The 26,346-nt window shown below is 28.2% G+C and carries 22 protein-coding genes and 1 pseudogene; 2 read left to right on the top strand and 21 right to left on the bottom strand.

Going from position 1 to position 26,346, the window contains the following annotated elements:
• Nucleotides 1-37: 37 nt before the first annotated feature.
• The 5 genes from ACN6I1_RS02660 to ACN6I1_RS02640 all read right to left on the bottom strand — a co-directional run bounded on the left by ACN6I1_RS02660 (nucleotide 38) and on the right by ACN6I1_RS02640 (nucleotide 9,926).
• On the bottom strand, nucleotides 38-1,519 hold the full coding sequence (locus tag ACN6I1_RS02660) for a response regulator transcription factor (RefSeq protein ID WP_419742626.1): 1,482 nt from the start codon (nucleotides 1,517-1,519) through the stop codon (nucleotides 38-40).
• Entirely contained in the window at nucleotides 1,512-3,215 is a 1,704-nt protein-coding gene (locus ACN6I1_RS02655) for a sensor histidine kinase (RefSeq protein ID WP_419742625.1), read from the bottom strand. The genes ACN6I1_RS02660 and ACN6I1_RS02655 overlap by 8 nt, the downstream gene beginning before the upstream one ends.
• 24 nt (nucleotides 3,216-3,239) lie before the next feature.
• On the bottom strand, nucleotides 3,240-3,845 hold the full coding sequence (locus ACN6I1_RS02650) for a YesL family protein (protein WP_021429792.1): 606 nt from the start codon (nucleotides 3,843-3,845) through the stop codon (nucleotides 3,240-3,242).
• A gap of 72 nt (nucleotides 3,846-3,917) precedes the next feature.
• Nucleotides 3,918-6,623 carry an alpha-mannosidase gene (locus ACN6I1_RS02645; protein ID WP_419742624.1) on the bottom strand — a complete coding sequence of 902 codons (2,706 nt, stop codon included), beginning with the start codon at nucleotides 6,621-6,623 and terminating at the stop codon, nucleotides 3,918-3,920.
• 171 nt (nucleotides 6,624-6,794) lie between these two features.
• Entirely contained in the window at nucleotides 6,795-9,926 is a 3,132-nt protein-coding gene (locus ACN6I1_RS02640; RefSeq protein ID WP_419742623.1) for an alpha-mannosidase, read from the bottom strand.
• 302 nt (nucleotides 9,927-10,228) lie between these two features.
• Here ACN6I1_RS02640 and ACN6I1_RS02635 point away from each other — a divergent pair, with 302 nt between their 5' ends.
• On the top strand, nucleotides 10,229-10,777 hold the full coding sequence (locus ACN6I1_RS02635) for a hypothetical protein (RefSeq protein ID WP_021429806.1): 549 nt from the start codon (nucleotides 10,229-10,231) through the stop codon (nucleotides 10,775-10,777).
• A gap of 32 nt (nucleotides 10,778-10,809) precedes the next feature.
• Here the strand turns inward: ACN6I1_RS02635 and ACN6I1_RS02630 are convergent, their stop codons facing one another.
• The gene (locus tag ACN6I1_RS02630; RefSeq protein WP_419742622.1) at nucleotides 10,810-11,604 is read right to left on the bottom strand and encodes a MerR family transcriptional regulator; all 795 of its coding nucleotides are present in this window, start codon (nucleotides 11,602-11,604) and stop codon (nucleotides 10,810-10,812) included.
• 131 nt (nucleotides 11,605-11,735) lie between these two features.
• Between ACN6I1_RS02630 and ACN6I1_RS02625 the strand changes: the two genes are divergently transcribed.
• A complete protein-coding gene (locus tag ACN6I1_RS02625; protein WP_419742621.1) occupies nucleotides 11,736-12,368 on the top strand; it encodes a GNAT family N-acetyltransferase in 633 nt (210 codons plus the stop codon).
• 32 nt (nucleotides 12,369-12,400) lie between these two features.
• On the opposite strand, the gene ACN6I1_RS02620 is transcribed toward ACN6I1_RS02625, so the two are convergent.
• The 15 genes and pseudogenes from ACN6I1_RS02620 to hemW all read right to left on the bottom strand — a co-directional run bounded on the left by ACN6I1_RS02620 (nucleotide 12,401) and on the right by hemW (nucleotide 26,332).
• The gene (locus tag ACN6I1_RS02620; protein WP_419742620.1) at nucleotides 12,401-13,087 is read right to left on the bottom strand and encodes an MgtC/SapB family protein; all 687 of its coding nucleotides are present in this window, start codon (nucleotides 13,085-13,087) and stop codon (nucleotides 12,401-12,403) included.
• 83 nt (nucleotides 13,088-13,170) lie between these two features.
• Complete coding sequence (locus tag ACN6I1_RS02615) at nucleotides 13,171-13,596, bottom strand: DUF3021 domain-containing protein (RefSeq protein WP_419742619.1); 426 nt, start codon at nucleotides 13,594-13,596, stop codon at nucleotides 13,171-13,173.
• Nucleotide 13,597: 1 nt separating this feature from the next.
• The gene (locus ACN6I1_RS02610) at nucleotides 13,598-14,047 is read right to left on the bottom strand and encodes a LytTR family DNA-binding domain-containing protein (protein ID WP_419742618.1); all 450 of its coding nucleotides are present in this window, start codon (nucleotides 14,045-14,047) and stop codon (nucleotides 13,598-13,600) included.
• 166 nt (nucleotides 14,048-14,213) lie between these two features.
• Nucleotides 14,214-15,227, bottom strand: a complete 1,014-nt coding sequence (locus ACN6I1_RS02605; RefSeq protein WP_419742617.1) for a TDT family transporter — start codon at nucleotides 15,225-15,227, stop codon at nucleotides 14,214-14,216.
• Between the two features lie 314 nt (nucleotides 15,228-15,541).
• On the bottom strand, nucleotides 15,542-15,763 hold the full coding sequence (locus ACN6I1_RS02600; protein WP_419742616.1) for a YdbC family protein: 222 nt from the start codon (nucleotides 15,761-15,763) through the stop codon (nucleotides 15,542-15,544).
• Nucleotides 15,764-15,778: 15 nt separating this feature from the next.
• On the bottom strand, nucleotides 15,779-16,018 hold the full coding sequence (locus ACN6I1_RS02595; RefSeq protein WP_419742615.1) for a DUF1653 domain-containing protein: 240 nt from the start codon (nucleotides 16,016-16,018) through the stop codon (nucleotides 15,779-15,781).
• 56 nt (nucleotides 16,019-16,074) lie between these two features.
• On the bottom strand, nucleotides 16,075-16,782 hold the full coding sequence (locus ACN6I1_RS02590; RefSeq protein ID WP_419742614.1) for a YjjG family noncanonical pyrimidine nucleotidase: 708 nt from the start codon (nucleotides 16,780-16,782) through the stop codon (nucleotides 16,075-16,077).
• Nucleotides 16,783-16,909: 127 nt separating this feature from the next.
• The gene (locus ACN6I1_RS02585; RefSeq protein ID WP_046822118.1) at nucleotides 16,910-17,383 is read right to left on the bottom strand and encodes a hypothetical protein; all 474 of its coding nucleotides are present in this window, start codon (nucleotides 17,381-17,383) and stop codon (nucleotides 16,910-16,912) included.
• Between the two features lie 146 nt (nucleotides 17,384-17,529).
• A pseudogene (locus tag ACN6I1_RS02580) lies at nucleotides 17,530-18,798 on the bottom strand (dicarboxylate/amino acid:cation symporter).
• 201 nt (nucleotides 18,799-18,999) lie between these two features.
• Entirely contained in the window at nucleotides 19,000-20,190 is a 1,191-nt protein-coding gene (locus ACN6I1_RS02575; protein ID WP_419742613.1) for a dicarboxylate/amino acid:cation symporter, read from the bottom strand.
• Between the two features lie 156 nt (nucleotides 20,191-20,346).
• Nucleotides 20,347-21,498, bottom strand: coding sequence for a molecular chaperone DnaJ (gene dnaJ / locus ACN6I1_RS02570; RefSeq protein ID WP_021432091.1), 1,152 nt, complete (start codon nucleotides 21,496-21,498; stop codon nucleotides 20,347-20,349).
• Nucleotides 21,499-21,602: 104 nt separating this feature from the next.
• Nucleotides 21,603-23,441: a molecular chaperone DnaK gene (dnaK, locus tag ACN6I1_RS02565; protein ID WP_085282640.1), complete on the bottom strand. Its 1,839-nt coding sequence runs from the start codon at nucleotides 23,439-23,441 to the stop codon at nucleotides 21,603-21,605.
• 67 nt (nucleotides 23,442-23,508) lie between these two features.
• Nucleotides 23,509-24,063, bottom strand: coding sequence for a nucleotide exchange factor GrpE (gene grpE / locus ACN6I1_RS02560; RefSeq protein ID WP_021432089.1), 555 nt, complete (start codon nucleotides 24,061-24,063; stop codon nucleotides 23,509-23,511).
• 15 nt (nucleotides 24,064-24,078) lie between these two features.
• On the bottom strand, nucleotides 24,079-25,098 hold the full coding sequence (gene hrcA / locus ACN6I1_RS02555; RefSeq protein ID WP_419742612.1) for a heat-inducible transcriptional repressor HrcA: 1,020 nt from the start codon (nucleotides 25,096-25,098) through the stop codon (nucleotides 24,079-24,081).
• A gap of 103 nt (nucleotides 25,099-25,201) precedes the next feature.
• Complete coding sequence (gene hemW / locus ACN6I1_RS02550; RefSeq protein WP_419742611.1) at nucleotides 25,202-26,332, bottom strand: radical SAM family heme chaperone HemW; 1,131 nt, start codon at nucleotides 26,330-26,332, stop codon at nucleotides 25,202-25,204.
• Nucleotides 26,333-26,346 lie beyond the last annotated feature (14 nt).

Here is a 26,346-nt window from a genome sequence, read left to right as displayed (position 1 = left end):
TTGCGTAAAAAAATGCCTCTTAATTAGAGGCATTTCTTTATAAGTTTATTTTTCTCCATTCACTAGGTGTAATTCCAACTATATCTTTAAACTTTCTATAAAAATAATTCTTATTTGCATAACCTACTAGTTCTCCAATTTCTGCAGCTTTTAAACTTGTTTCTACCAGTAATTTTTTTGCTTTATTAACCCTAAAATTATTCAGATAGTCTGAAAACAATATACCTGTTTCTTTTTGAAATAATTGCCCTAAATATATAGAATTTATATTATAAGTTTCACTTACTTCCTTTAAGTTTAAATCCTTGCTGTAATTTTTTTCTATGTTTCTTAAGAGTTTTAATATTATAGGGCTTATACTATCGTCCGTTTCTTCTAATTTTGACTGTCTATGCTTAATCATATTATTTAACTCAATCTGTATTTGATCTAAGTTAACCGAGTTTATAACTTTTTCAAGATATAAATCTAAACCTTTTATAATCTTAGAGTCATTAAAATAATTATATACATTTAAAAATACTTCAATAGACTTTGTTTTAATTTGCTTTACTGTAAGATTCTCATCCTTTTTTAATTTACTAAATATAGATTCAATGTAATTTAAAGATTCTTTATTATCTTTATTTAACAGAAGCTTTTTTAAATGATCGAAATCTATATAGTCTATATTCTCAAGGTTATATGACTTTTCTTTGTACTCTCTAATCCAAGATATATTTGGGTAAACCAACTTATATTCATGAATATCCTTAGCACTTTGATAACTACAATTTAAATTATCTATTGAGTCAACGTATTTACCTCTACTTATATATATTTGTTCATTTGTTATACTACTAAGATCATCTTTTAAATTTCTTAAAGCATCTTTATTTACAGATTCTTTATCCATTATAATTAAAATTTGATTTTGAAGATTTACACAGTATTCATAATTTAAATTATCAATATGATTTAATATATGCTTATTTATATTACCACCTTCTGTAAACTCTAATATTACTACACATAAATTTTTATAATTAAAATTTACACCTTCTAATTTTAATCTATCCAATACTTCATCATTATTTTTATTACATATTAATTTTAATATAAGATCATTTTTAAATATTTTTGTATCTACTTTTTCTAACTTTATTTTTTCAATTTTTTTCTTAACTTCTTCTATCGTCTGTATCAATTCATCTTCATCTATAGGTTTAGTTAAGTAATTTTCAGCCCCCATACTAATAGCTTCTTTTGCATATTGAAATTCTTGAAATGCACTTAGTACTATAAACTTAGCATTATGGTTAATTTTTTTTAAATTGCTAATTAGTTCTAGCCCAGTCATTTTAGGCATCATTATATCAGTTATTATTAAATCTACATCCTCATTTTTTATAAAGTTAAATCCATCTTCTCCGTTACTTGAAGTTCCTACTACATCAAATCCATATTCTTCCCAATCTATAATATATTTAAGACCTTCTAAAATAAATGGTTCATCGTCTAATAAATATAACTTATACATTTTTAACTCCATCCTTTAAAATAGGTATTTTAAATTTAACTGTAGTTCCTCTATTTTCTTCGCTGTTTATATGTATTCCATATTTATCACCAAACCTAATTTTAAGCCTGCTGTTTATATTCATTAATCCTATTGAGCTTTTCTTCTGTAAATTTTGATTTAAGTTTTCTTCAATCACATTCATTCTTTCACTACTTATTCCAACTCCGTTATCCTCAACTATAAGTTCTATATCTTCTTCAATTATATTTGCCTTTATAGATATGAAATTATCATTTCTATCTTTTGCCATCCCATGATTTATACTATTTTCTATTACTGGTTGCAATATAAATTTTGGAACTTTAAAATCTAATAGTTCTTCATTAATATCTACTTTGTAATCAATTATCCCTTTATATCTTGTACAACATAAATTTAAATACATTTCACAGTAATTAATCATTTCTGACAATTTAACATCTGAAGCATTATTATATGTAGAGTACTTGAACATACTAGCTAAATTATATATCATGTTCGCAACTTCTTTATTTTTACTTGCTAAAGCACACATCCTAATAACCTCTAATGTATTGTATAAAAAGTGTGGTTTTATTTGAGCTTGAAGTGCATTTAATTCCGCTTCTTTTTGCTTTACTTCAGACTTATATGTTTTCTCTATATTTTCTTGCAAACTCTCACACATTCTATCAATTTCACTTGCAATCATATCTAATTCATCTTCTTCTTTTTCAACATTAAATCGTACACTTAAATCTCCTCTTTTTATATTTTCTATCCCTTGCATCATATTACTTAATTTATCAGAGAAATTTTTTATTACAAGGTAAGTAATAAAAAGTATTAGTGCAATACATAACAATGAAATTAAAGATATTTTAAAAATCATGCTTCCAATTCCTAGATCTTCATTTTTTATTACGCTAATATATTTATACTTGGTTTGTACATCTTGTTTTACACTTGCCAATTTGCTATTCTTATCTAAATATTTTTCTTCAACTTTTTCTACATTCCATATGCTTTTTTCCCTATAAGAATCTAGTATTATATCATTAGAATTATCTGCTATTAAAAGTCTACCTTTTAAATTTGATCCATCAATTAAGTTATTTATATTTGTCAAATCAAAATATATATCAACATACCCTATTACATAAGTAGAATCTATATTTTTTATAGGCTTAGTTATTTTCCTAATATATTTGCTTTTTAACTTATTTTTCAACTTATACCAATCACTGTGTTTAAAAACAAGCTCGCTTACATATTCTTTATTTTTATCATTTATTATAATAGCTAGTGCATCACTTCTACCTGATAATATAGTTTTTACTACATAGTCTAAGTCTGCTTCTTTTACATTTGTACTTGAAAATTTATCTAATTTGTAGCTTATATAATCTTCATATGTTGAGTTTATTAGCATCTGAATTTCATCAGTAATCTTTTTTTGTGTATTTATTCCATTTATAAGAGAGGTACTTACTATATCTTGTTCTTCGAATCTTTTTTCTATATTAAATATCATCTCTGAATGTATGTTTAACTCGTTTTGTAGTTCACTCTCTAAATAATACTTTAAAAATATATTAGATAGTAAGCAAATAGATACAATGGTTATTGCTGAATATATAAGTAGCATCTTGCTAAATAGGTTTTTAGATGTGTATAAATTATATAGTTTTTTCAAGTTACCCCTCTCCCCATGTAAATTTTATGCCCTTTGAAGCTTTAAAAACTTTTTATATAAAATATTCATCACCCAATACCCTGGTACAACTACAGCAAAGTATATTAATAATCCAGGACTACTTTTTACAAAGTATGCAAGTAGTGCTATTCCAATTAATATTAAAATAGTCTCTTTTGGACTTCCCATTGATAACATAAAGGAATTTTTTATATAATCCTTAGTCGATAATTCAAAGTGCACATAAGTTGGGAAAAAGTATATAAATGCAATAACAGAAAAAAACAAAGTTGCATTTACTAATATATAAATTACAGTTGCATATATAGCATCTATTTGGTATAAAATCCACAAATCAAATGCTAAAAATAAAAATATACCTAAAAATACAGCTCCACACTTATTAGAGTTTAAAAACTCTTTTTTATAAGCTCCTTTAAATGACTCAAAAATATTAATTTCTAAATCCCCTTGAACCCATTTTCTTAAAACATAAAAAGTTGCAACAGTTGATGGCATTATCCCTAATACAACCCCTCCAAGTAAAGTTCCTACAGACCAAAAAAGATTTAGTACTGCAAACTTCCATATCCAACTGCAAAAATTAAATATAACAGATTCCATTTTCATAACATATCACCTCAATATTAATATTTAAAAAAATAAAAAGGTCATCCAATCAGATAACCTTTTTACGTTAATTTACTTCCCTATGCTTACAGTTACTATTTCTGATTGTCTTAAGTGGATTTTATTTTCTGTAATTTTTTGGATTTTATCTTCTAATATATTCGCTCTATACTTATCCCCTAATAAGCTACAACTACTTAAATTCAAAATAGTTTCTTTTTTATTTAAATTGTATACTCTTAATATATTATTTCCATTTTTACATTCCCTTTTTAATGTTGACCACATTATACCATACCCATCTGCATTTAGTAAACCGTTTGCACAAGGTATTTCGCCACTTTGTATAGACATTTGTTTAGAAATTATAGGTATTTGGAATAAGTGAGCTTCTTTATAAGAATCAAATACCTTTTCACCATGAGGTATTATTTCAAGCTCTACTTTATGATTTCCTAAACACTGAGCTTCTGGAGTTTCAAAAACGCCCCAATCACCTAGTTCCCTAACACTTCTTAATAATGTAACTGCAATTGTATTTCTATCATTATTCAAAATTTCATATTCATTTAACCCTTTATTTGCAATTGTAAGTCCATAGTTATCGTCATGTATATTTACAAATGTGTGCTGATGTTGGCAGTTGCATGGATTTTCCCAATATGTATGTGGAATATTATTTCTCTTTGCTACCTCAAATATTGATTCTGCATAATGAACATTACTTTCTATATCTGTATTAAATAACATCCTCATTCTATGATCTTTACATATATTGTTAAATTCAGATTCAACCTTTAATCCCTTAGCACTTTTTTCTAAAGTTAAGGTAGTTTTTATTTCCATCTGTAACGTTTCACTAACTCTTTGTGCCTTTCTATGCTTAAATTCTAATACTTCTTCAATTTCTTTATCTAACAAGAAATCTGCACTTTTGGGAATATCCCACTTATGAATAACTTCCACAACAGCCTTATATGGTAAATCTTCTTTTATATTTATATTAGCTTTTATTTCCTTAGTAGTTAATGGTGTTTCGCCCTCTGGCATTTTATAAATATATTCATTACCTATGTCACCTGTATTTTCATATACACATAAATCTTTGAAAACTTTACTAGTATTTTTATCTAATATATTGATACTTCCATTTTCATTTATTTCAACTCTTAAATTTTCATTTTCTAATATATTTTCATTTATTAAGCTATTAATACTATTTTCAATGCTATTTGAGTCATCCTCTACTAAAGCATATGTATCCCATCCAAAAGACTTAATATTATTAGTTTCAATCTCTACACTTACTAACCTTGAATAATAAGGTTGTCTAAATTTATCATCTGGCAAATCATATCCAAATTTTATTCCTAAATCGTTTATATTTGAATCTATTTTATTTCCATTTATATCAACTACTTTAAACTTAGGAAGCTTTATATTTCTCATTTCTTTTGCTATTTCATTTGGATGTCCTTCTTTGAAATATTTCCTTACTATATCAACCTCAACTTTAACTAAGCCTTTTCTATCATACCCTGATGTATTTAAAACTAAAAATGGATATACATTTTCTCCTAAATCTTTAAATTTCAGCGTATTTATTTTACTAGATATATAAGTTAAACTTTCATTTACAATATACTTAGCTACGTCCTTAGCTTTATCAAATCTAGCCACCATTTCTCTGTGGACTTCATCTACACTACATCCACAAATACTATCATGAGGATGATTCTTCATTAAAGATTTCCATCCATACTCAAATAAGTGATGAGGATATTCAAAACCATATTGGCTAGCCATAGTCGCTATTGGTTCAGCTACTTTTTCAAATAAAGTCTGGCAAAGTTGGTTCCATTGCTTTAAGTAAACTCTAGATGAAGCTGTATTCGCAAGTGTATACCATCCATCAGTTTGTTGGCTTCTTAATTCTCCCTTTATAATTTGTAAATCCTTATCTATATTGATTTTTAAATCATTTACATAATCTTCAAAGTTAGAGTGTATAAAATCTATATCACTATATATGTTCTTAGCCATTTTTATAGCTTCTGATAAATCAGTTTGAATAGGTTGATGATCACATCCATTTAAAAATAACAAATGATTTGTTGATGCAAATTTTCCAGCATCATCTATTCTCTTACTCCAATAATTTTTAGCTCCATTTTCATCAGTAGGTATTTCCATTCCATTACAATACCAGTTAGCAAATAGTATTCCTAATACCTTTGATCCATCTGGACTTTCCCAATACATTTCAGAATATGGAGATTCAAATTTATCATCAGCACTTACTTCATTGTTAAAACCAGTTGGTTTGACTCCTCTTCCAAAAGCTGCAGCATCTATTCCTGCTTGCTTTAATATTTGAGGGGCTTGACCCATGTTCCCAAAAGAATCTGGAAAGTACCCTATTTTACATGCTTTAACTCCATAATTATTTGCATCTTTATGACCATATTGTAAATTTCTAACATTTGATTCGCTACTTGTTAAAAACTCATCTTGAAGAACATACCACGGTCCAATTTTAAGTCTTCCTTCTTTAATAACCTTTTCTAAAAGTTCTTTTCTATCAGGTCTAACTTCCAAATAATCTTCTAGTAAAACTGTTTGTCCATCTAGATGATAATATTTAAATTCTGGATCTTTCTCAAATGTATCAAGTAAAGTATCCATAGTTTTTATAAGCATCATATGATGTGTTTCATATGGTAAATACCACTCTCTATCCCAATGAGTGTGAGATATTATATGTGCAGTCTTTTTCATAATCGATCCCCCAATACTTATTCTCTCCACCACCAAAGTGTTGAAGTCCTATTATTATAAGGCAAAGTGGTATAAATAGTTGTTTTCGGAACACTTAAAGCACATGCTCTTAGTGCTTTGTGTGAAGAAACCAACTGTTTATACCACAAGCCTGCCCCTAAGGGACTTACATTACTTCATTTTTATCATAAGTGTTTTAATTTCATATGGATTTACAACAATATTTATAGAGTTTTCATTTCTTAAATTCTCTATTGGTTTTTCCATTAAGTTTGTCTCCATCCATCCAGTAATTTCATAATCACTATCTATACTTACATTTTGTCTACTTCCTGAATAATCATGGAAACGGATTATTATCATATCTTCATCTTCAGCTTTCTTTATAGCATCAACTAATATGTTTGCATCATTAAATTTAAATAATTGCTTTTTAACTTCACTCTTTAACATTCCTTTTATAGCTCTTAACGGTTGATTAAGTTCATATGCATGCTTTACTGTGTTTCCATCTATAAAATCTCCACTATGAGGTAATAGTGAATAAGTAAAGTTTTGTTCTCCTTGATCTTGTACTGGATCAGGGTGTGTCGCTGATTTTAACAATGTTAATCTCATTACATTGTCTTTTATGTCATGGCCATATTTGCAATTATTTAATAAACTCACCCCATAATTTCTTTCAGATAAATCAACCCATTCTTGCGCAACACTTTCAAATCTAGCTCTATCCCAGCTAGTATTCCAGTGAGTTGGTCTTTTTACATTTCCAAACTGAACATCGTATGTAGCCATAGTACTTCTTATATCTACTACAAATGCTACTTTAAGTAATTGCTTTTTCTCTCTCCAATCAACATTTGTTTTAAAATCTATTCTACTACTATTAGCGTATACTATCATGTCTTGGCTTATTGTCGTATTCATATACTTATATTTAAATCTTATAACAGCTTTTAGATTTCCGTCTTCTATTAATTCAACACTTTGTAAATCTTTTACTTCTCTCATCTTCTCTTGGTAGAATATATCAATATCCCATGCTTCATGTGCCATTGGCTTGTCTTCAAACATTTGAAGAACATTTCCTCTTTCACCCTTAGCCAATACTTCTCTTTTGTTTTCTTTATCATATATAAATGTTAATTGTCCATATTCATTCCACTCTATATCATATTTAGGAGTTGAAATTTTACCATCACAGTATTCAAATACTGAGTTGTTATCATCTTGTACATCATCTACTTTTAATATTATTCTTTTATATCCAAGTGCTGGAATACCTTTAATTTCTACTGTATATTCATCTTTATTTCTTTGATATTTTAGTTTATTTCCATCTTCATCATAAAAACTTCCATCTTCATCGCATTTTATATTTATAGATTCATTTCTATCCCAATTAGAGTTATTTACTATTGTCCAAGTATGTTCATCTTTATTTATATATATTTCTTCAAGTTTATTTTGTATATCTAATGCGATGTCTTCTGCTTCTTTATACTCTTGTTTTGCATCTTCATAAACTTCCGTTATAGACGAACCAGGTATTATGTCATGGAATTGGTTTCTAAGTATAGTCTTCCATCCTTTAGTTATTTCATTATTCGCATATAATGACCAATCATTGTTAGTTAAGCAAGCTACAGTTGATAACCACTCTGTTTCTCTATATAAAAGTTCTAGTTTTCTATTCATCATTTTAGTGTATGCCTGACTTGTATATGTACCTCTATGATACTCTAAATATAATTCTCCATCCCATGTATGAACATATTCATCAGTTTTTTCTACCTTTTCTTTTAAACATCTAAAGTATTCACTAGCTTTTCCAGTCTTTACATTAGGTAATCCTGGCATTTTATCTAATCTTTTTCTATACTCTAACATTTCACGGTTTACTCCACCGCCACCGTCTCCAAAACCATAAGATACTAATAAATCATTAGTTATTCCTTTATCTGTATATGCATCCCATACCCCTTTTACTGTTTTAGGTGTAAGTCTTCCATTGTATGTATAGAACCAAGATCCAGGTTGACTCCATGGTTCTGGAGTTGTTATAAAGTGAGTTAGTATTTCTGAACCATCTATTCCTCTCCACTTAAATGTATCATGCGGCATTCTATTATATTGATTCCAACTTATCTTAGTTGTCATAAACATATCTATTCCAGATTTTTTTAATATTTGAGGTAACGCCCATGAGTATCCAAAAACATCTGGTAACCATAAATATTCAACATCTTTATTGAATTCTTCTTTTATGAATCTCGAACCTACTAAAATTTGTCTTACTAAAGATTCTCCTGATGGTATATTACAGTCTGCTTCTAACCACATTCCACCATCAACTTCCCAGTTACCATCTTTAACCTTTTGTTTTATAGCTTCATATAATTCTGGGTAATCATTTTTTACATATTCATATAACTGAGGTTGTGTTTGTAAAAATATGTACTCAGGATATCTTTCCATTAATCTTAATACTGTTGAAAATGACCTTGCGCATTTCTCTCTAGTATGTTTTAATCTCCAAAGCCAAGCAACATCTATATGAGTGTGTCCAATGCAAGTTACATTAACCACTGAATGTTTATCAATTTTATCTATTTCTTTATTTAAGTAATCTGAGGCTTCATGTAGTGAATTATAAAAATCTTCATTACCTGGATATGCCCAGTCAATTAATTTAAATGCATTATTTAGTATTTTTGTTAAGTGAACTTTATCTGGAGAATACTCATCTAGTTCTCCTATAGTTTCTAAAATTACACTTGCATTATAGAATAAATCATCTACTTTTTCATCTAACCACGCTAATTGAGCTCTATTTATACGGTGTTCTTGTTCTCTTGGAATTCCTCCTCCTTCAAGCCCAGTCCATAGTCTAAATATTAATTCCACCCTAGTTCCATTAATATCTTTCGGTAAAAATACTTCTTTGTGATTGCTATCAACCCCTTGGTAAGGCTTATTATTTAGATAAAATAATGATTCAAAACCAGAGTTGTTCCCAGCTCCAGTTTCTCCAAAATCAAATATACCAACAACAGTTTTATTCTCCCAGTTTGATGGTATATCAACTTCCTTTTGCATCCAAAGGTATAAATCTCTTCCTTTCCATGTCTCACCAATTTTTATAACTCCATCATACTCAGTTGGAATATTAGGCGCTATATCTCTGTCCCCATTTAACTTCGTGTTGAAATACTCAAGTTCTACTTTATCTCTATATCTATAATTATCTAATTCATGTATTCTATTTCTAAGTTTATCTATTGTATAAAACATATCTTTCATGCTTTTTTCTCCCCCTTCGCTAATATAGTCTCATTATATTTAGAAACGTTTTCACTGTCAATTTGATATAAACATCTATATTTACTTAGTATAGCTTTTATAATATAAGTGTAGTTTTAGCTTATTTTTTGTTAATCAGTTCTTTATTTTTATCAATTATAAGAAGTGTACAAACTTAAGTTTATATTCATTATTCTTATATAAAATTAGTATACAGCCCTACTTTGAAAACATTTTCTTAAATTATTCTATTTTATATAATATAATTAACTTAAATTAATTAGTCATTATGGAGGTTTAACATGAAAAAACTTGAAGATATTAAGCTATTTAGAGATTTAGAAGAAGCTTCTTTAAAATATAGAGATTTAGAATTTAAAAACAAAGATACAGAAATTGAATATAACACTCAGTTACAAAATCTTTTAATTAGTTATAAATCACAACTACCTCAAATAAAAAATAGATACGATTTTATATCAAAACAAGTTAAAGATCAATCTAATTACTACTCTTCTAAAAATGTTTATAATACTATAATTAGTTTGAACAACTTAGTTAGCTCTAAATGTGATTATATAAAAAATTACGATTTAGATAGAGAACATACATGTGTGCATGCAGTAATAGGGTCAACTGTAGATGAGCTTTCTTTAATTAATAACTCTATAAAGAATAAAGATTTCTTAAAAGATAAGCATACTTATTTATACATATATGAAAAAATATCAATAAATAGCTTTATGAACTTTTTAGCTTTAAAAGATATGTCTATAAATAAAAACTTAATAGATGCTTTATCTCAATTAGTCCTTGCTCAAATTCAGTCAGTAGCTCTTGTATCTTTATAAAACCAAAAGGTTGTAAAACTTTTACAACCTTTTTATATAAGTATCTGAATTTGGCAACTATATGTTTTAGTATTAAAAAAATCATTAAATAACTCAATTTCAATAAATTTTTTTACTTCTAAGTTATTTTCTTTTATGTATTTTACAATTTTATTTATACATTCTTCCTCGTTTTCTTTTGTGTATGCTAATGTTAAATAATCACCTTTAGGCAATAAATCTATATGTTTATCTATTTTGATATTTTCATCTTTAATTATTTCATTAAATACATAAAATGGTTCTACTTCTCCCTCAGAATTAAAATCATATCCAATTCCTCTTTCTATAGACATATTTAAATTTTTATTTTTAATAATTTTTTCTAATTCTGAGTACGAAATAAGCTCTTTTAAACTTCCTACTTCTTTACACGGTGCTATTACTATATATCTGTCATCAAAATGTTTAATCCTGATTTCTCCATCTTTTATTAATGCCTTTGAATATTCAACACTATTATTTAAAGTGTCAATGTTAGTTATTATTTCTTTCATTTTTATTATATTTTCTTCAGCTTGTAATCTTTTTATATGCAAAAACTTCAAAAGTTTTTCTGTTTCACAATCCTTAAAAATTTCTTGAAGCTCAGCTATGCTAGTTCCTAGTGCTCTACATCCCTTTATTATATCAATATCTATGAATTGATCTATCGAGTAATATCTATACCCCGTATTATCATCTATATATTTAGGAATTAAAATTCCCACTTTATGATAATACCTTAATGCTTTTACAGTTACTTTTTTTATTTTTGAAACCTCTCCTATAGAGTATAAATTTTTCATAAATTTTCATCCCCTAATTTTAATTTTTTCGCATTGACTCTCCCTTTAGGGTATACATTACTATCATTATAAGGTATTTTCAACAGAAATTTTACTTTTAATTTATTAGTTAGAAAGGATAGTGTGTTTATATGAAAAATGTAGTTTATAGAAATTTAGAGAAAAAAGATTATAATCGTATTAAAGAATTGATTAATAATGCATTTGGGTTTAGTGAATTTATAAAAGATAGTAATTTATTAGAATCGATATTAAATATTTACTTGCAGGGATGTCTTTTAGATAGTTCATTTAGTAAGGTTGCTGTAAAAGATAATGTTGTTATTGGAATAATATTAGGAAATGCAAAAAATGATAAAAAACATTTAAGAAAATTTTCTAATATTTTAAGTTGGGGTTCTAGTGGTGCAAAATTAGCTTTTTGCAGTAAGGAAAATAAAAATGCTATAAAGGAGTTTTCTAAAGTATCACAAACTTATAAAGAAATTATTCAAGGTAAAGAAGATGACTTCCAAGGTTGTATTCAGTTATTTATTGTTTCTGAAGAGTCTAGAGGGCTTGGAGTTGGAAAAACTTTAATTAAATATCTATCAGATTATATGATTAACATGAAAGTTAATAGTATCTATTTATACACAGATACTAGATGTAACTATGGATTTTATGATAGCCAAAACTTTAATCGTCTAAATGAAAAAGAAATTTATTTTGACTCAATTCCATCTAGTTTAAATATTTTTTTATATGGATATAATTTCAACTAAATATAGGAGGTACCTTTTGGTACACTCCTTATTTAAAAATTATCGATTTTACTTACCTTTAATATACTTTCATTTTCTGATAGTAAACTTATCAAATCATTTGTACATATAAGCCTTAAATCTTTTAATGTATATATAACATTAAACTCATCAACAAATTCTATAGATTCAATTTGTAACTGTAAGTCTTCAATTGAATTTTTTAATTCTTTTATAGCTTCCTTTTTAGATTTGTATTTTATAATAATTTTTATCTTTGTAGATTTATTTATATACTTACCTTCTATCTTCTTTAAAACTACAAGGACTATTATTGTACTAATACCACCTAAAATACTCACTTCATAAAACCCCATTCCTGTAGCTATTCCAATACATGCAACTGTCCAAATAGAAGCTGCTGTAGTTAGGCCTTTAACAGAACCTTTAGTTTTTATTATAGTTCCAGCTCCTAAAAAACCTATTCCAGAAACTACTTGTCCAATAAATCTTCCATCATTCACCTTTACTATTCCTGAAAGTGCTGGCTCACTTGTTACTTGGCTTAGTGCTAAACTCGCTAACTCTACTTGTATTAATGCAGCTATTGTTGCTCCTAAACAAACTAATGCATGAGTTCTAAATCCTGCTGATACATTTTCTCGTTCTCTATTAAAACCAATTATACCACCTATAAAAATAGATAGTAAAATTCTTATAACTATATCTTGTATTTTCATAAGATTACTCCTACTTATAAATCTTTTTTAGTAAGATATATACCCTATATAAATTAAATTTATCAAGATATAAGTTGAAATATCTACTTATTCAATTTTCCTAGTTTTTCGTTAATACTTCTTATTCTATGACTGAATATATTCCATACCACAATATAAAAAACTATAAATGTCAAAATAAATGAAGCTATTCCAAAAAAGTTCTTAGGCATCCATCCTGTTAAATATGAAATTGGAAAATATACAATTGTAATAAGTATTAAATTTATAGACGTCTGTTTTAATAAACTCCATTCTTCTATGGAGTATACAACACTTAGCCCTGTACAATAAAACCCAATAAATGCTGAAGCTACAAATTGCATAAAAAACTGTTCTCTAGTTGTTTCAAAACTACTTACATCGTTAGTTAATAAAATTATAAAAAACACTAATTGACCTATGAACACCCCCACTGGTATTCCCTGAAAAATTCCTCTATGTATAAATGTTTTTATATATTTACTCATTCTAAAAACCTCCATTTTTTAAATAATCTTTTATTTTTGATATGTATCTTCTAGATATACTTTCTTTTTTACCATCTATAAAATTAATAGTTAAATTTCCACTAAAACTCATATCTATATTTTTAACTTTCTTTAAATTTACAATAGAAAATTTCGAAACTCTAATAAATGATGTATTTTTAAAATTTTCTTCTATTTCATATAGTCTTTCGTCTACTTCATATCTAAAATCCTCAGTTTCAACAAATACTTTTTGATTTTCACTGTAGAAAAAATATATGTCTTTTATATCTAATATATATACCTTTTTATCTGATTTACCTAAAATGTATTTGTTTTTTGTAGTTTTTAGTTTTTCTAAAATTTCTATAGCCTCATCATTCATCTCATTTGACCTTAGTATAACTTGAATTTCTTCATACCTTTTGTCTATGTCTATATCTATTTTCATATATTTGACCCCCTATCTGAGTTTAATTATACATCATCAATTTTTTAATTCTATAAATTATATATAAAAGGTATTTTTAGTTGTATAAGCGGTATTTTTTTGAACATAAAAAAAAACTATATTATTTAATATAGTTTCTTTTCTTATAATAAAAATTTATTTAATTTTATTTTTCATGAGAGTAAAGAGTTCCACCTATTAACTCTTCTTCTTTTTCTAAGTATTCTCCAACTCTTGGGTTTATTGCTTTAAAGAACATATTTAAGAAGTTTAATAATATAAAGAATACTACATATGTTGCTATAAATATTTCTATATTACCTAATAAATTAAACATTTGGCCTAATTTTGCATGTCCTATAGATGTAAAGTATACAGCTAACTTATACGCTGCTAAAGTAGCTATTGCTAATGGGAATGTAAATGATGCATATGTTGGTTTAAATCCTTCTTTAAATAATTTTAATATATATCCATATACAACTACTAAAAGAATTAATCCTGTTACTATTAACCAAGTTAACATATATATATTAGGATTTGGATCTATTGTTAATATACCTACTACTCCAAGTGGTGCAGGTGAACAAACTATACCAACAGTAGGTAATTTTTTATCATCTAGTATCTCACTTTTAAATACTATATAAAGAACTACTGGTAAAAGTATTGTGTAGAATACAAATCCAAACATTAACATGAACTGAGCTATTTCAGGTATTATACCTCCCATACCTTTACTCGCAACACTACCTGTTATCATACCTGTATATACGATAAAACAAGTTGGCATTATATTGCTAAATTTCTTTTCTTTAATTCTTATTACTGTATAAAAAATAATTATTGCATAATGATATATAGCTGCCCCTATCCATAATGTACTACATACAGTTGGAAACTTAGGATAGAAGTATCCACAAACTAACCAAGTTACCATACCAAGAGTTGGATAAAATGTTCCTACAACTGGATCTTTTAGCTCTTTATACATTACCTTTGGAAATTTTATTAATCTTATAAGCATAAGAGTAAGCATTCCTAATGCTATAGCTATAGCAATTGGTTTTAAATATCCGATATTTTTAATTTGCCAACTATTGCTAAGTGTTATAAATGCTAAGCACGTTCCACTTATACCTATGTGCATATTCTCAAGTTTATTTATATATTTATTCATTTAACCACCCTCTATTATGATATTTTGTATTTATAAATTATTTTTTTAAGTCTGATTTAATTTTTAATTACATATATATATATACCTCTCAAGTATTGATTTTACACAGTTTTAAGCAATTTTACTAATTCAAGTTTTTCATACTTATCATTTATTTTTTTAATGGTTATCTATGCATCCATTAATTTAACTTATCTTTAGCTATTTTTTAATTTGAAAATTTTATAGTTTTTTTGCATAAAAATATCCTATATAAACAAACATTTTTATCAATGTTTTATATATAGGATACATAAAAGTATAATTATTAAATTTTATAAGTCTATTTCATTAAGAATTCTTTTAAGTTCTCTTAATTCATCGGTACTTAAAGTCAACCCTTTTCCCATTTTATCATGATTTGAATCCCAATCTCTTATATCAAATTTAGGTGCTCTATCATTCCAACTTACTAAATTCAATTCTTTTTTCCATCCATTTGAAGTTTCCGAAATAACACCAAAGTTTTCTTGTATATCAAATTTTATACCTGCCATATCATCACCTCTTAATTATTTTCCTGTATATAGTTCAAATCTATAAACTTGATTAGTTATATTATCTTCTCTTCCTTCTTCTACCTTCTCTTGAAACATTTTAAGTGGTCTAACATACATATCATAAGGAGGATAAAGCATTTGATATGATACTAATTCCTCTCCCGTTTCTGAATGTTTAACTATACTATGTACATAATATAACTTCCCTTTAAAATGTCTGTATGGTCTTTGAACCTTTATTTCATTACTCATAATTTTCACCTCTTTTTACCCTTATATACCCAGTTTGAAATTTTTTATTTATACTTTTAAACAGCTACACTAGCTTCTTTATTTAACATTGATAATAGTTCAGATATATCAGAAATTTCGTATGTAGGTTTTATATCGTTAGATTTTTTATCTAAAGGATTAAACCATACACAATCAATACCAAAATTCTTAGAACCCTTTATATCAGAAGCTAAACTATCTCCTATCATAAGAGTATCTTCTTTTTTCATAAAATCGTACTTATTAAAAATTATTTCAAAAAACTTAGAGTTTGGTTTTTCAACTCCCATTTCTTCAGAAATAAATATATCATCAAATAAATACACCATTTTAGAATCTTTAAGTCTTTGTTTTTGAGTCTTTCCTATCCCATTTGTTCCTGCAAATATTTTGTATCCTCTATTTTTTAATTCCATTAAAGTTTCCATAGCTTTGGGAATTGTTTTATGTCCTTTAGTTAAGCAATTTTGATATTCTTTTTCTACTATTTCACCTTTAACATTATATCCATACAAAGCAAAAAATTCTTCGAATCTTTTAGTTAGTGCCTCTTCTTTTTCTATAGTTCCTTGTTCTATCTGACTCCAAAATCCTCTATTTATAGACTTATACTGATTAAATGATTTTTCATTAAAAGGAATATTATACTTTTTAAAAATAACCTTTAAAGAGTTTCTTTCGTTATCTTGAAAGTCTAATAAAGTATCATCTAAGTCAAATATTAAATGTTTATATTGTTTCATGTCTTCACCTCTTTTTATATAATACTCTATTTTAATTAAAAATAATATGGATTTAATTAAATTTTGAACCTAAATTAGCTTGTCCTATTTAAAGTAAAAATAGAGAAGAGCTTAAAAGTACTCTTCTCTAACATCCACAATTAGGGGTAACTTCTACAGGTATCACTCTATCTAAATCAGTTCCCTTACAACACATTTTTAAAAATCCGCAACCTACCCTTTCACCTACAAATGTTGTGCAAAAACACCCATCTCCAAAACTAAGAGCTGGACTAAAGCTAAGGTTTCCTATACTGTAATCAGATAGTTCAAATTCAATAAGAGGATTCTTTACAGGGTGGCCATGCTCATCTACTAATATTCCAAATATCATTTGCTTACAACCGCACATAACCTCAACCTTATACGGAAACATTAACTTAAGGCAAACAGGTCTTGGACCATGAGGCTTACATTCTGGTTTCTTTTTCTTTCTTCCCCTATAGCTATCATCTAATACAAGTTCTTCATTATCAAAATTTATTTTATCTAGTATAAACTGATGAAGTTCTTCTTCATTCGTTATGTGTTTTCCATCTATCATAAAATTGAATTTACTCATAAACCCTCCCACCTCATAATAATTTTAAAGAATACTATATATTATGTTTAAGTCTTGAAAGTTGTTCATACTAAAATAGAGTCTTAATTTTTACATATAGAATAAAAAAAGTAGTAATCTTAACCTAAGATTACTACTTTTCCCTGTTAGCTTGCCTTTTTAAAAGTTTCAACTTCTTCTTTTAACCAATTTTTACCTTCAACTAGTCTTGCAACTAGCATAGAACTTACTGTATTTCCAGTTGTGTTAAGTACCGTGTTAGGTATATCTGTTATTGTAGTTATTACTGTTAATAAAGGAATTGCTTCAACAGGGAATCCGAAGATGCTTACCACGAGCATCTCACCTATAAGTCAGCCACCTGCTACAGGAGCCATAAATACTCCAACAACAAGTACTGTAACTAATAAGTTTAATATGTTCGATGGATCTGCCATATTTCCACCTAGTATTCCAGTTAAAAATGCAACTTTTACTATAACGGATAATACCGAACCATCTTTATGTATATTAATTCCTAAAGGTATAACTGTTTCAGCTATATCATCTGGTACCCCTATTTTTTTACTTGCTTCTAAGTTAGATGGTATACAAGCAGAGCTTGAAGATGTCGCAAGAGCTGTAGCTATTGGACTTATAGAGTTTTCATAGAATTTCTTAACTCCTTTTTTACCACCTGATAAGTATGCATATAATGTATAACATACTGCAAAGTATATTGCAGCTAATACACAATAAGTTAAAAATACTCTTATATAACCTGCTATTATTTCTTGACCTAGTTCACCTATAATCGATGCTGTATAACATCCTAAACCTATAGGCCCCAACTTCATTATAATTCCTACTACATTTAATATTACATTTGTTCCTTCATTAAGTATGTTCTTTATAGTCTTTGCTTTTTCTCCTAAAACGGCAATTGAACTTCCTATTAGTACTGCAAATACTACTAATTGTAATAAGTTACCGCTTGAGAACAATTCACTAAAATCAGAAACTGTAACTGAATTTACTATTTGAGTTAGTAAATTTCCTTTTGATGCTATTTTCTCTTGGTCTGGAGCAACCATCATTTCTTTTACTGAGTGAATATCGATTCCTTTTGATGGATTGAAAATTATAGTACCTATAATACCTACGACTGCCATAACTAATGTAGTTAATGTGAAAACAATAATTACATTTTTCATTATTTTCCCGAATCTTTGCATGCTATTGACGTTTGCAACCCCCGATGCAACGCTGAAGAACACAAGTGGGACTACTATCATCATGATTAAATTGATGAATAAATCTCCAAATGGTTTAAGAACTGTAGCTTTTGGCCCTAGTATAAGTCCTACTATGGCTCCAATTATTGTACAACCTAGTAACACAAATGAAGACTTATATGTTTTTAAAAAGTCTTTCATGTGTAAACCCCTTTCCTGATATGAGTATATTTGTCGCTCCCGAAGAACATTGTATACAAAACATTTTTTTAAGTCAATGAATTCGATAAAGTATAGTTTTTTACAATATTTCACACTTTATTTATAGCTTTTTTCTATATATTGGAAAATAACACAAAAATAAGGCTATAAATTTAATGTTCATAGCCTTATATATTAACCTTATATTGATTTTTCTTCGATTTCCTCTTTTATATTTTTCTTACTTGCTACTCCAGTAAGCATAAGCGTTAATGCCCCATCAGCAGTTACATTACAAGCTGTTCCAAAGCTATCTTGAAGAGCAAATATAGTTAAAATAAGAGCCGTTCCTGTCTCATTAAATCCTAATACACTAGTTATTAATCCAAGTGATGCCATAACTGTTCCTCCTGGAACTCCTGGAGCACCTATAGCAAATATACCAAGTAAAACTATGAATAATATCATCGATGATACATCTGGCAACTTACCATAAAGAATTTGTGAAACTACCATAACGAAAAATACTTCTGTTAAAACTGATCCACATAAATGTATATTTGAAAATAATGGTATTGAGAAATTTAAAATATCTTTTCTTAAAACTTTGGATTTTTTCGCACATTCAATTGAAACAGGCAAAGTTGCCGCTGAAGACATACTTCCTACAGCAGTTAAGTATGCAGGTCCATAGTGTTTTAATACTTCCATAGGATTTTTCCCCGACATAAACCCACTTAAAGCATATAAAAATGCAAGCCATATAAAATGCCCTATAAGAACTATAATGATTACTTTCATAAATACTGGTAATTGATTTGTTATAGACCCTTCATAAGCTAATGTTGCAAATGTAGTTGCAATAAAAATTGGAAGCAATGGAATTACTATTTTTTTTACTAAACTAAGAACTATATCTTGAAATTGATCTAGTAATTTTTCAAATAAATCTGCCTTTGTCCAAGCAGTTGCAAGACCTAATATTATTGATAAAAATAAAGCACTCATAACAGGCATAATTTGAGGAATGTCTAATTGAAATATAAGAGATGGTAATTCTCTTAAGGTGTCTGTAGTTGATTGTATTGATAATTTTGGAATTAACATATATCCGAAAATAGCAGAAAATGTAGCTGCTCCGATAGAAGATATGTAAGCAAAAGTTATAGCATATCCTAAGAGTTTAGAAGCATTGGTTTTAAGTTTTGCAATAGATGGAGCTATAAATCCTATTATTATTAAAGGAACTGCAAAGAAAATTACCTGACCTAAAATATACTTTAATGTTACTATAACATTCATAAAAGATTTTGGTGAATAAAGTCCAATTAATAGACCTAAAAAGACAGCTAATATGAGTTTGAATATTAAGCTATCAAATAATTTTTTCATAAAAATCCCCCCTCTTTAAATGTTATATAAACAAAATAACATAGTCAACTAACTCTTCACTTTATAGATATTTTCAATAAAATCTATTTAACTGTATAGAGTTTTTTTATACATCAAAAAATGAACTCTAATTAGAGTTCATTTTATCTTATACTTTTATTTTCCTTTAAAAAAGTCTTCTATCTTTTGTCCGAAAGTCTTCTTTTTTTCATGAACTTCATCTCCACAAGACTCTGCAAATGCTTTTAGAAGTTCTTTTTGATTATCATTTAATTTTTTAGGAATTTCAACTGTAACCTTAACATATTGATCACCTCTTGCATTCCCTCTCATTTTTGATATACCTTTTTCTCTTAATCTAAATACTGTTCCTGTTTGAGTTCCTGCTGGAACATTATACATTACTTTACCATCTAAAGTAGGAACTTCTATTTCGTCTCCAAGTGCAGCTTGAACAAATGTTATAGGTAATTCAAAGTATACATCATATCCATCTCTTGTAAATAATGTATGAGGCTTAACATTTACTATTATATATAAGTCTCCCCTAGGTCCACCTTTTGATCCTAAGTCACCTTGACCACTTAACTTAATTATTTGATCATTATCTATACCTGCTGGTATATCAACTTCTATAGTTTTAGTTTTTCTAATCTTTCCATTTCCACTACATTTAGGACATGGTGATTCTAAAACTTCTCCTTCTCCGTTACATGTAGAACAAGTTCTAGTACTCATTATATTTCCAAATGGTGTTCTTTGAGCTGTTCTAACCTCTCCAGAACCGTTACATGTTGGACAAGTTTTTTTAGATGTTCCATCTTTTGCGCCGCTTCCGTGACATTCACTACACTCTTCAGTTCTATTTATCTTTATAGATTTTTTAACTCCAAATGCAGCTTCTTCAAATGTAATAGTTACAGTTTGTTTTATGTCAGCTCCACGTTCAGGACCTCTTCTTCTAGGTCTTCCTCCGCCAAAACCGCCTCCGAACATATCACCAAATATATCTCCGAATATATCTTCAAAGCCTCCAGCTCCACCGTTAAAGCCTCCAAATCCGCCTTGTCCTCCGAAGCCTCCATTTACACCATCATGACCAAATTGATCATAATTAGATCTTTTTGTATCATCTGATAATACTTCATATGCTTCGTTTACTTCTTTAAACTTTGCTTCTGCTTCTTTATCATCTGGGTTTCTATCTGGATGATATTTCATTGCAAGTTTTCTGTATGCTTTTTTTAACGTTTGTGCATCAGCACCTTTGTCGACACCTAATACTTCATAATAGTCTCTTTTAGCCACGCTTGCCACCACCTTCGTATCACATAACAATAGCTTGTAGACGTCTACAAGCTATTATTAATTTTATATATTTATTATATACAAGTAACGTTGATTTTCAAATACTATTTTTGATCATCTACTTCTCTGAAATCAGCATCTACTACATTGTCATCTTGTTTAGCTTCTTCTTCAGCTCCACCTTGTGCTTGTTGATCTTGAGCAGTTTGTTGGTACATTTGCTCAGCTATTTTGTGGAACTTTTTGTTTAATTCTTCTAAAGCTTTATTTAATTCTTCAGCTGTAACGTCTTCTTTAGCTTTTAATTCTTTTAATTTAGCTATTTCTGCTTCAACTTCAGATTTAGCATTAGCATCAACTTTATCTCCAGCATCAGCTAAAGTTTTTTCCATTTGGTATATAGTAGCTTCAGTTTGATTTAATGCTTCTATTTTTTCTTTCTTTTGTTTATCTGCTTCAGCATTCATCTCAGCTTCTTTAACTTTTGCTTGTATTTCTTCTTCACTTAAGTTAGTTCCTGAAGTTATAGTTACCTTTTGCTCTTTTCCTGTTCCTAAATCTTTAGCTGTAACGTGTACTATACCGTTAGCATCTATATCAAAAGTAACTTCTATTTGAGGTATCCCTCTTGGAGCTGGTGGTATATCAGTTAATTGGAATCTACCTAAAGTAGTGTTGTCGAAAGACATACTTCTTTCACCTTGTAAAACATGTATATCAACAGCAGTTTGGTTATCTGCAGCAGTTGAGAATACTTGAGATTTTTTAGTTGGTATTGTTGTATTTCTTTCTATTATCTTAGTCATTACATTACCCATAGTTTCTATTCCTAAAGATAATGGAGTAACGTCTAGAAGTAATAAATCTTTAACATCTCCAGCTAAAACTCCACCTTGTATAGCAGCACCTGCAGCAACACATTCATCTGGGTTTATACCTTTGTGAGGTTCTTTTCCTATGAATTTCTTAACAGCTTCTTGAACAGCTGGTATTCTTGTAGATCCTCCTACTAATAATACATCATCTATATCAGAAGTTGAAAGTCCAGCATCTTGTAATGCTCTTCTAGTTGGTTCCATAGTTTTTTCTACTAAGCTTGCTGTTAACTCATCAAACTTAGCTCTTGATAAATCTATGTTAAGATGTTTTGGTCCTTCAGCTGTAGCTGTTATGAAAGGTAAGTTTATATTTGTACTCATTGTTGAAGATAATTCTTTTTTAGCTTTCTCAGCAGCTTCTTTTAATCTTTGAAGAGCCATTTTATCATTTCTTAAATCTACACCTTCAGATTTTTTGAATTCTTCAGCTAAGTAATCTATTATAACTTGGTCAAAGTCATCTCCACCTAATCTGTTGTTACCAGCAGTAGCTAAAACTTCAAAAGTTCCATCTCCTATTTCTAGTACAGATACGTCAAATGTTCCTCCACCTAAGTCAAATACTAATATTTTCTTTTCTTGATCTAATTTATCCATACCGTAAGCAAGTGCAGCTGCAGTTGGCTCATTTATTATTCTCTTAACATCAAGTCCTGCTATTCTACCTGCATCTTTAGTTGCTTGTCTTTGAGCATCTGTAAAGTATGCTGGAACTGTTATAACAGCTTCAGTTACAGGTTGCCCTAAGTAGCTTTCAGCATCTGATTTTAATTTTTGTAATGTTATAGCTGATATTTCTTGTGGACTATAATCTTTTCCATCTATATTAACTTTGTAATCAGTTCCCATGTGAGTTTTTATAGATATTATTGTTCTATCTGCATTAGTAACTGCTTGTCTTTTAGCAGGCTCTCCTACTATTCTTTCTCCATCTTTTGTAAATGCAACTACTGATGGTGTAGTTCTCATTCCTTCGCTATTTGCTATTATTTGAGGTTCTCCACCTTCTAATACTGCAACACAAGAGTTTGTTGTTCCTAAGTCAATTCCTATTATTTTTCCCATTTTAATATCCTCCTTAAAAATTTATATGTTAATTGATATTAATTCAATTTTATTTTTTTATTCTATGTTAGCAAGATACTTTAACCATTGATGGTCTTAGCACCTTTGTACTTAATTTATACCCTTTTTGTAAAACCATAACCACTTGGTTTGCTGGTGTTCCATCTACTGATTCTTGCATAACTGCTAAGTGTAGGTTTGGATCAAATTCTTGACCTTCAGCTTCTATTTCTTCTAGTCCGAATTTTTCAAATGTAGCTTTTAATTGTTTTTGCACCATATCTATGCCTTTATACATGTTATCTTCTTTATCTGTACAAGCATCCATAGCTCTTTCCATGTTATCCATAACAGGTATTAATTCATTTAATATTTTCTCATTAGCAAATACACCCATAGTTTCTTTCTCTTGTTGAGTTCTTCTTCTATAGTTTGCGTACTCTGCTTGAAGTCTTTGAAGAGTATCTGTAAGTTCTTCTATCTTGCTATCTTTCTCATCAGCTTCATCTACTTCTTTAGCTTCAGTAGCCTCTTCTATAGCTTCTTCGATAACTTCTTCTACTTCCTCTGATGCATTATCTTTTATATCTTCTTGTAATTCTTCTTGTATATTGTTTTCCAAAACTTACACCCCTAACTATTTTTTGTTTAGTAGTAGTCCCATGTAATTTAATATAGAGTATACTTTTGAATAATCCATCCTTGTTGGACCTATCAAGCTTATTTTACCTACTACATTTTTATCTATATTGTAAGTTGCAGTTATAATACTACAATCTTGAGCTACCTCACATTCATTATCGCTTCCGATAATTATATTTAGGTTTTCTTTTTGTATTCCTTTAGATTTAAGCATACTAGATATATTATCTTTCTCTTCCAGCATATTTAGAAATGTTTTAGCTCTAACAACATCACTAAATTCTGGGAAATTGAATATATTAGTTGCCCCGCTTAAAGATATTGCTGTATTGCTTTCTTCAAAATCGAAGTTTAGAGCATCAATAAGCTTATCAATAAATAAAGAGTTTTCTGTTATTTCATATTTTATATAATTTAGAAAATCTTCATCAATTTCAGTTATATTTTTTCCTGAAAGCTTCTTAGTAAGATTATCAGAAATTAAATTAAGTTTAGATTGATCAATCTGTATATTGGTTGATATAATAGTATTTTTTATTTGCCCTTTTTCTGTAACTATTATTAAAACCATACTTTTTTCATCTAATCCAACCAATTGAACATGTTTTATAACTTGAATATTTGATGTATTTTTAGTAACAGCTATAGTTGTATAATTAGTTAACCTAGATATCAACTTAGATGTTTCATGTATCAAATCTTTCATATAATTCATGTTTTGGTTTATTGACTCTTCTATTAAATGTTTTTCAATATCATTTAATTCACATGTACTCATTAAAGAGTCAACATATAACTTATATCCTTTTTCTGAAGGAATTCTCCCTGAGGAGGTATGAGGTTGAATCAAATATCCTAATTCTTCTAGGTCAGCCATTTCATTTCTTATAGTGGCTGCACTAACTCCTAACTCATACTTTTTAGAAAGAGTTCTAGACCCTACAGCTTCTGCAGTTTCTATATAATCTTTAACAATAGCTTTAAGGATATTTAGTTTTCTTTCATTTAATTCCATATAATCCAAAGCCTCCTCTTTTGTTAGCACTCATTTAGTTGGAGTGCTAAAAGATTATATATATTTTATATCACTTTAAATTTGCTTTGTCAACACTTTTTGATTAATTTAAAAATTCTATGAACACACTATTAGAAATTTCTCTTCCTTTTTGAGTTAGAGAAATGTTTTTTCCGTCAAATCTAACAAGCTCTCTTTTTATAAGCTTATCCATGACTTCTTGATATATATCATAAAAATCTGTATCAAATCTTTCTTTAAATACATCTATATTTATCCCTTCATTCATTCTAAGTCCCATAAATATAAATTCCTCTATCTTATCTTTTTTTGTTAATTCTATTTCTTCACTAACAGGCCTTATATTTTGCGTAATACACTTATTGTATTCACATATGTCTTCTATATTTGAATATCTAGTATCCCCTATAAATCCTGACGCTCCTGGCCCTAACCCTAAATAGTTGTCACACTTCCAATATATAATATTATGTTTACATTCTAAATCTTCTTTTGAATAATTAGATATTTCATACTGGTTATATCCATGTCTTTTTAAAATATCTATTGTATAGTTATACATATTTATATCTGTATCTTCATCTAGTAATTCAAATTCCTTATTTTGATACATATCATATAACTTCGTTCCCTCTTCCAATATAAGTGAATACGCAGATATGTGTGACGGATTTAACTTTATAATTTTATCCAATGTATCTTTCCATTCTTGAGTTTTTTGGTTTGGAAGCGCATACATTAAATCTATATTTATATTTTTAAATCCTATATCTAATGCATCGTAATAGTTTTTCTCAAATTCTTCATATGTATGTATTCTTCCTATAGATTTTAAATGATAATTTTGAGTAGCTTGAAGTCCTATACTCAATCTATTTATACCCATTTTTTTCATAGCTTCAAGCTTTTCTCTATTTATTGTTCCTGGATTACATTCAATAGTTATTTCTGCGTCTTTTTTTATATTAAAATTCTCATTTATATGATTAACAAGTTCTTTCAGTTCATCTACAGTTAAAATACTTGGAGTTCCTCCTCCAAAGAATACTGTATCAAAACACTTGTCCTTAAATTCACCTTTATAAAATTTCATTTCTCTTTCTATATTTATTAGATATTCTTTCTTTTGATTACTATTAATTTTATACGAGTTAAAATCACAGTAATAACATTTTTGCGCGCAAAACGGCACATGTATATATAGTCCTAACATAATTACTCCTTAAT

The sequence above is a fragment of the Paraclostridium dentum genome (assembly GCF_048568265.1).
GTDB lineage: Bacteria > Bacillota > Clostridia > Peptostreptococcales > Peptostreptococcaceae > Paraclostridium > Paraclostridium dentum.
Note: the sequence above shows the minus strand (reverse complement) of the source record. Positions and strands in the feature narration are given on the sequence as shown.

What these genes read in the sequence shown, in the direction of transcription:
- ACN6I1_RS02660 (WP_419742626.1), bottom strand. Translation starts at nt 1,519, where the DNA reads ATGTATAAGTTATATTTATTAGACGATGAACCATTTATTTTAGAAGGT.
- ACN6I1_RS02650 (WP_021429792.1), bottom strand. Translation starts at nt 3,845, where the DNA reads ATGAAAATGGAATCTGTTATATTTAATTTTTGCAGTTGGATATGGAAG.
- ACN6I1_RS02645 (WP_419742624.1), bottom strand. Translation starts at nt 6,623, where the DNA reads ATGAAAAAGACTGCACATATAATATCTCACACTCATTGGGATAGAGAG.
- ACN6I1_RS02640 (WP_419742623.1), bottom strand. Translation starts at nt 9,926, where the DNA reads ATGAAAGATATGTTTTATACAATAGATAAACTTAGAAATAGAATACAT.
- ACN6I1_RS02635 (WP_021429806.1), top strand. Translation starts at nt 10,229, where the DNA reads ATGAAAAAACTTGAAGATATTAAGCTATTTAGAGATTTAGAAGAAGCT.
- ACN6I1_RS02630 (WP_419742622.1), bottom strand. Translation starts at nt 11,604, where the DNA reads ATGAAAAATTTATACTCTATAGGAGAGGTTTCAAAAATAAAAAAAGTA.
- ACN6I1_RS02625 (WP_419742621.1), top strand. Translation starts at nt 11,736, where the DNA reads ATGAAAAATGTAGTTTATAGAAATTTAGAGAAAAAAGATTATAATCGT.
- ACN6I1_RS02620 (WP_419742620.1), bottom strand. Translation starts at nt 13,087, where the DNA reads ATGAAAATACAAGATATAGTTATAAGAATTTTACTATCTATTTTTATA.
- ACN6I1_RS02615 (WP_419742619.1), bottom strand. Translation starts at nt 13,596, where the DNA reads ATGAGTAAATATATAAAAACATTTATACATAGAGGAATTTTTCAGGGA.
- ACN6I1_RS02610 (WP_419742618.1), bottom strand. Translation starts at nt 14,047, where the DNA reads ATGAAAATAGATATAGACATAGACAAAAGGTATGAAGAAATTCAAGTT.
- ACN6I1_RS02605 (WP_419742617.1), bottom strand. Translation starts at nt 15,227, where the DNA reads ATGAATAAATATATAAATAAACTTGAGAATATGCACATAGGTATAAGT.
- ACN6I1_RS02600 (WP_419742616.1), bottom strand. Translation starts at nt 15,763, where the DNA reads ATGGCAGGTATAAAATTTGATATACAAGAAAACTTTGGTGTTATTTCG.
- ACN6I1_RS02595 (WP_419742615.1), bottom strand. Translation starts at nt 16,018, where the DNA reads ATGAGTAATGAAATAAAGGTTCAAAGACCATACAGACATTTTAAAGGG.
- ACN6I1_RS02590 (WP_419742614.1), bottom strand. Translation starts at nt 16,782, where the DNA reads ATGAAACAATATAAACATTTAATATTTGACTTAGATGATACTTTATTA.
- ACN6I1_RS02585 (WP_046822118.1), bottom strand. Translation starts at nt 17,383, where the DNA reads ATGAGTAAATTCAATTTTATGATAGATGGAAAACACATAACGAATGAA.
- ACN6I1_RS02575 (WP_419742613.1), bottom strand. Translation starts at nt 20,190, where the DNA reads ATGAAAAAATTATTTGATAGCTTAATATTCAAACTCATATTAGCTGTC.
- dnaK (WP_085282640.1), bottom strand. Translation starts at nt 23,441, where the DNA reads ATGGGAAAAATAATAGGAATTGACTTAGGAACAACAAACTCTTGTGTT.
- hrcA (WP_419742612.1), bottom strand. Translation starts at nt 25,098, where the DNA reads ATGGAATTAAATGAAAGAAAACTAAATATCCTTAAAGCTATTGTTAAA.
- hemW (WP_419742611.1), bottom strand. Translation starts at nt 26,332, where the DNA reads ATGTTAGGACTATATATACATGTGCCGTTTTGCGCGCAAAAATGTTAT.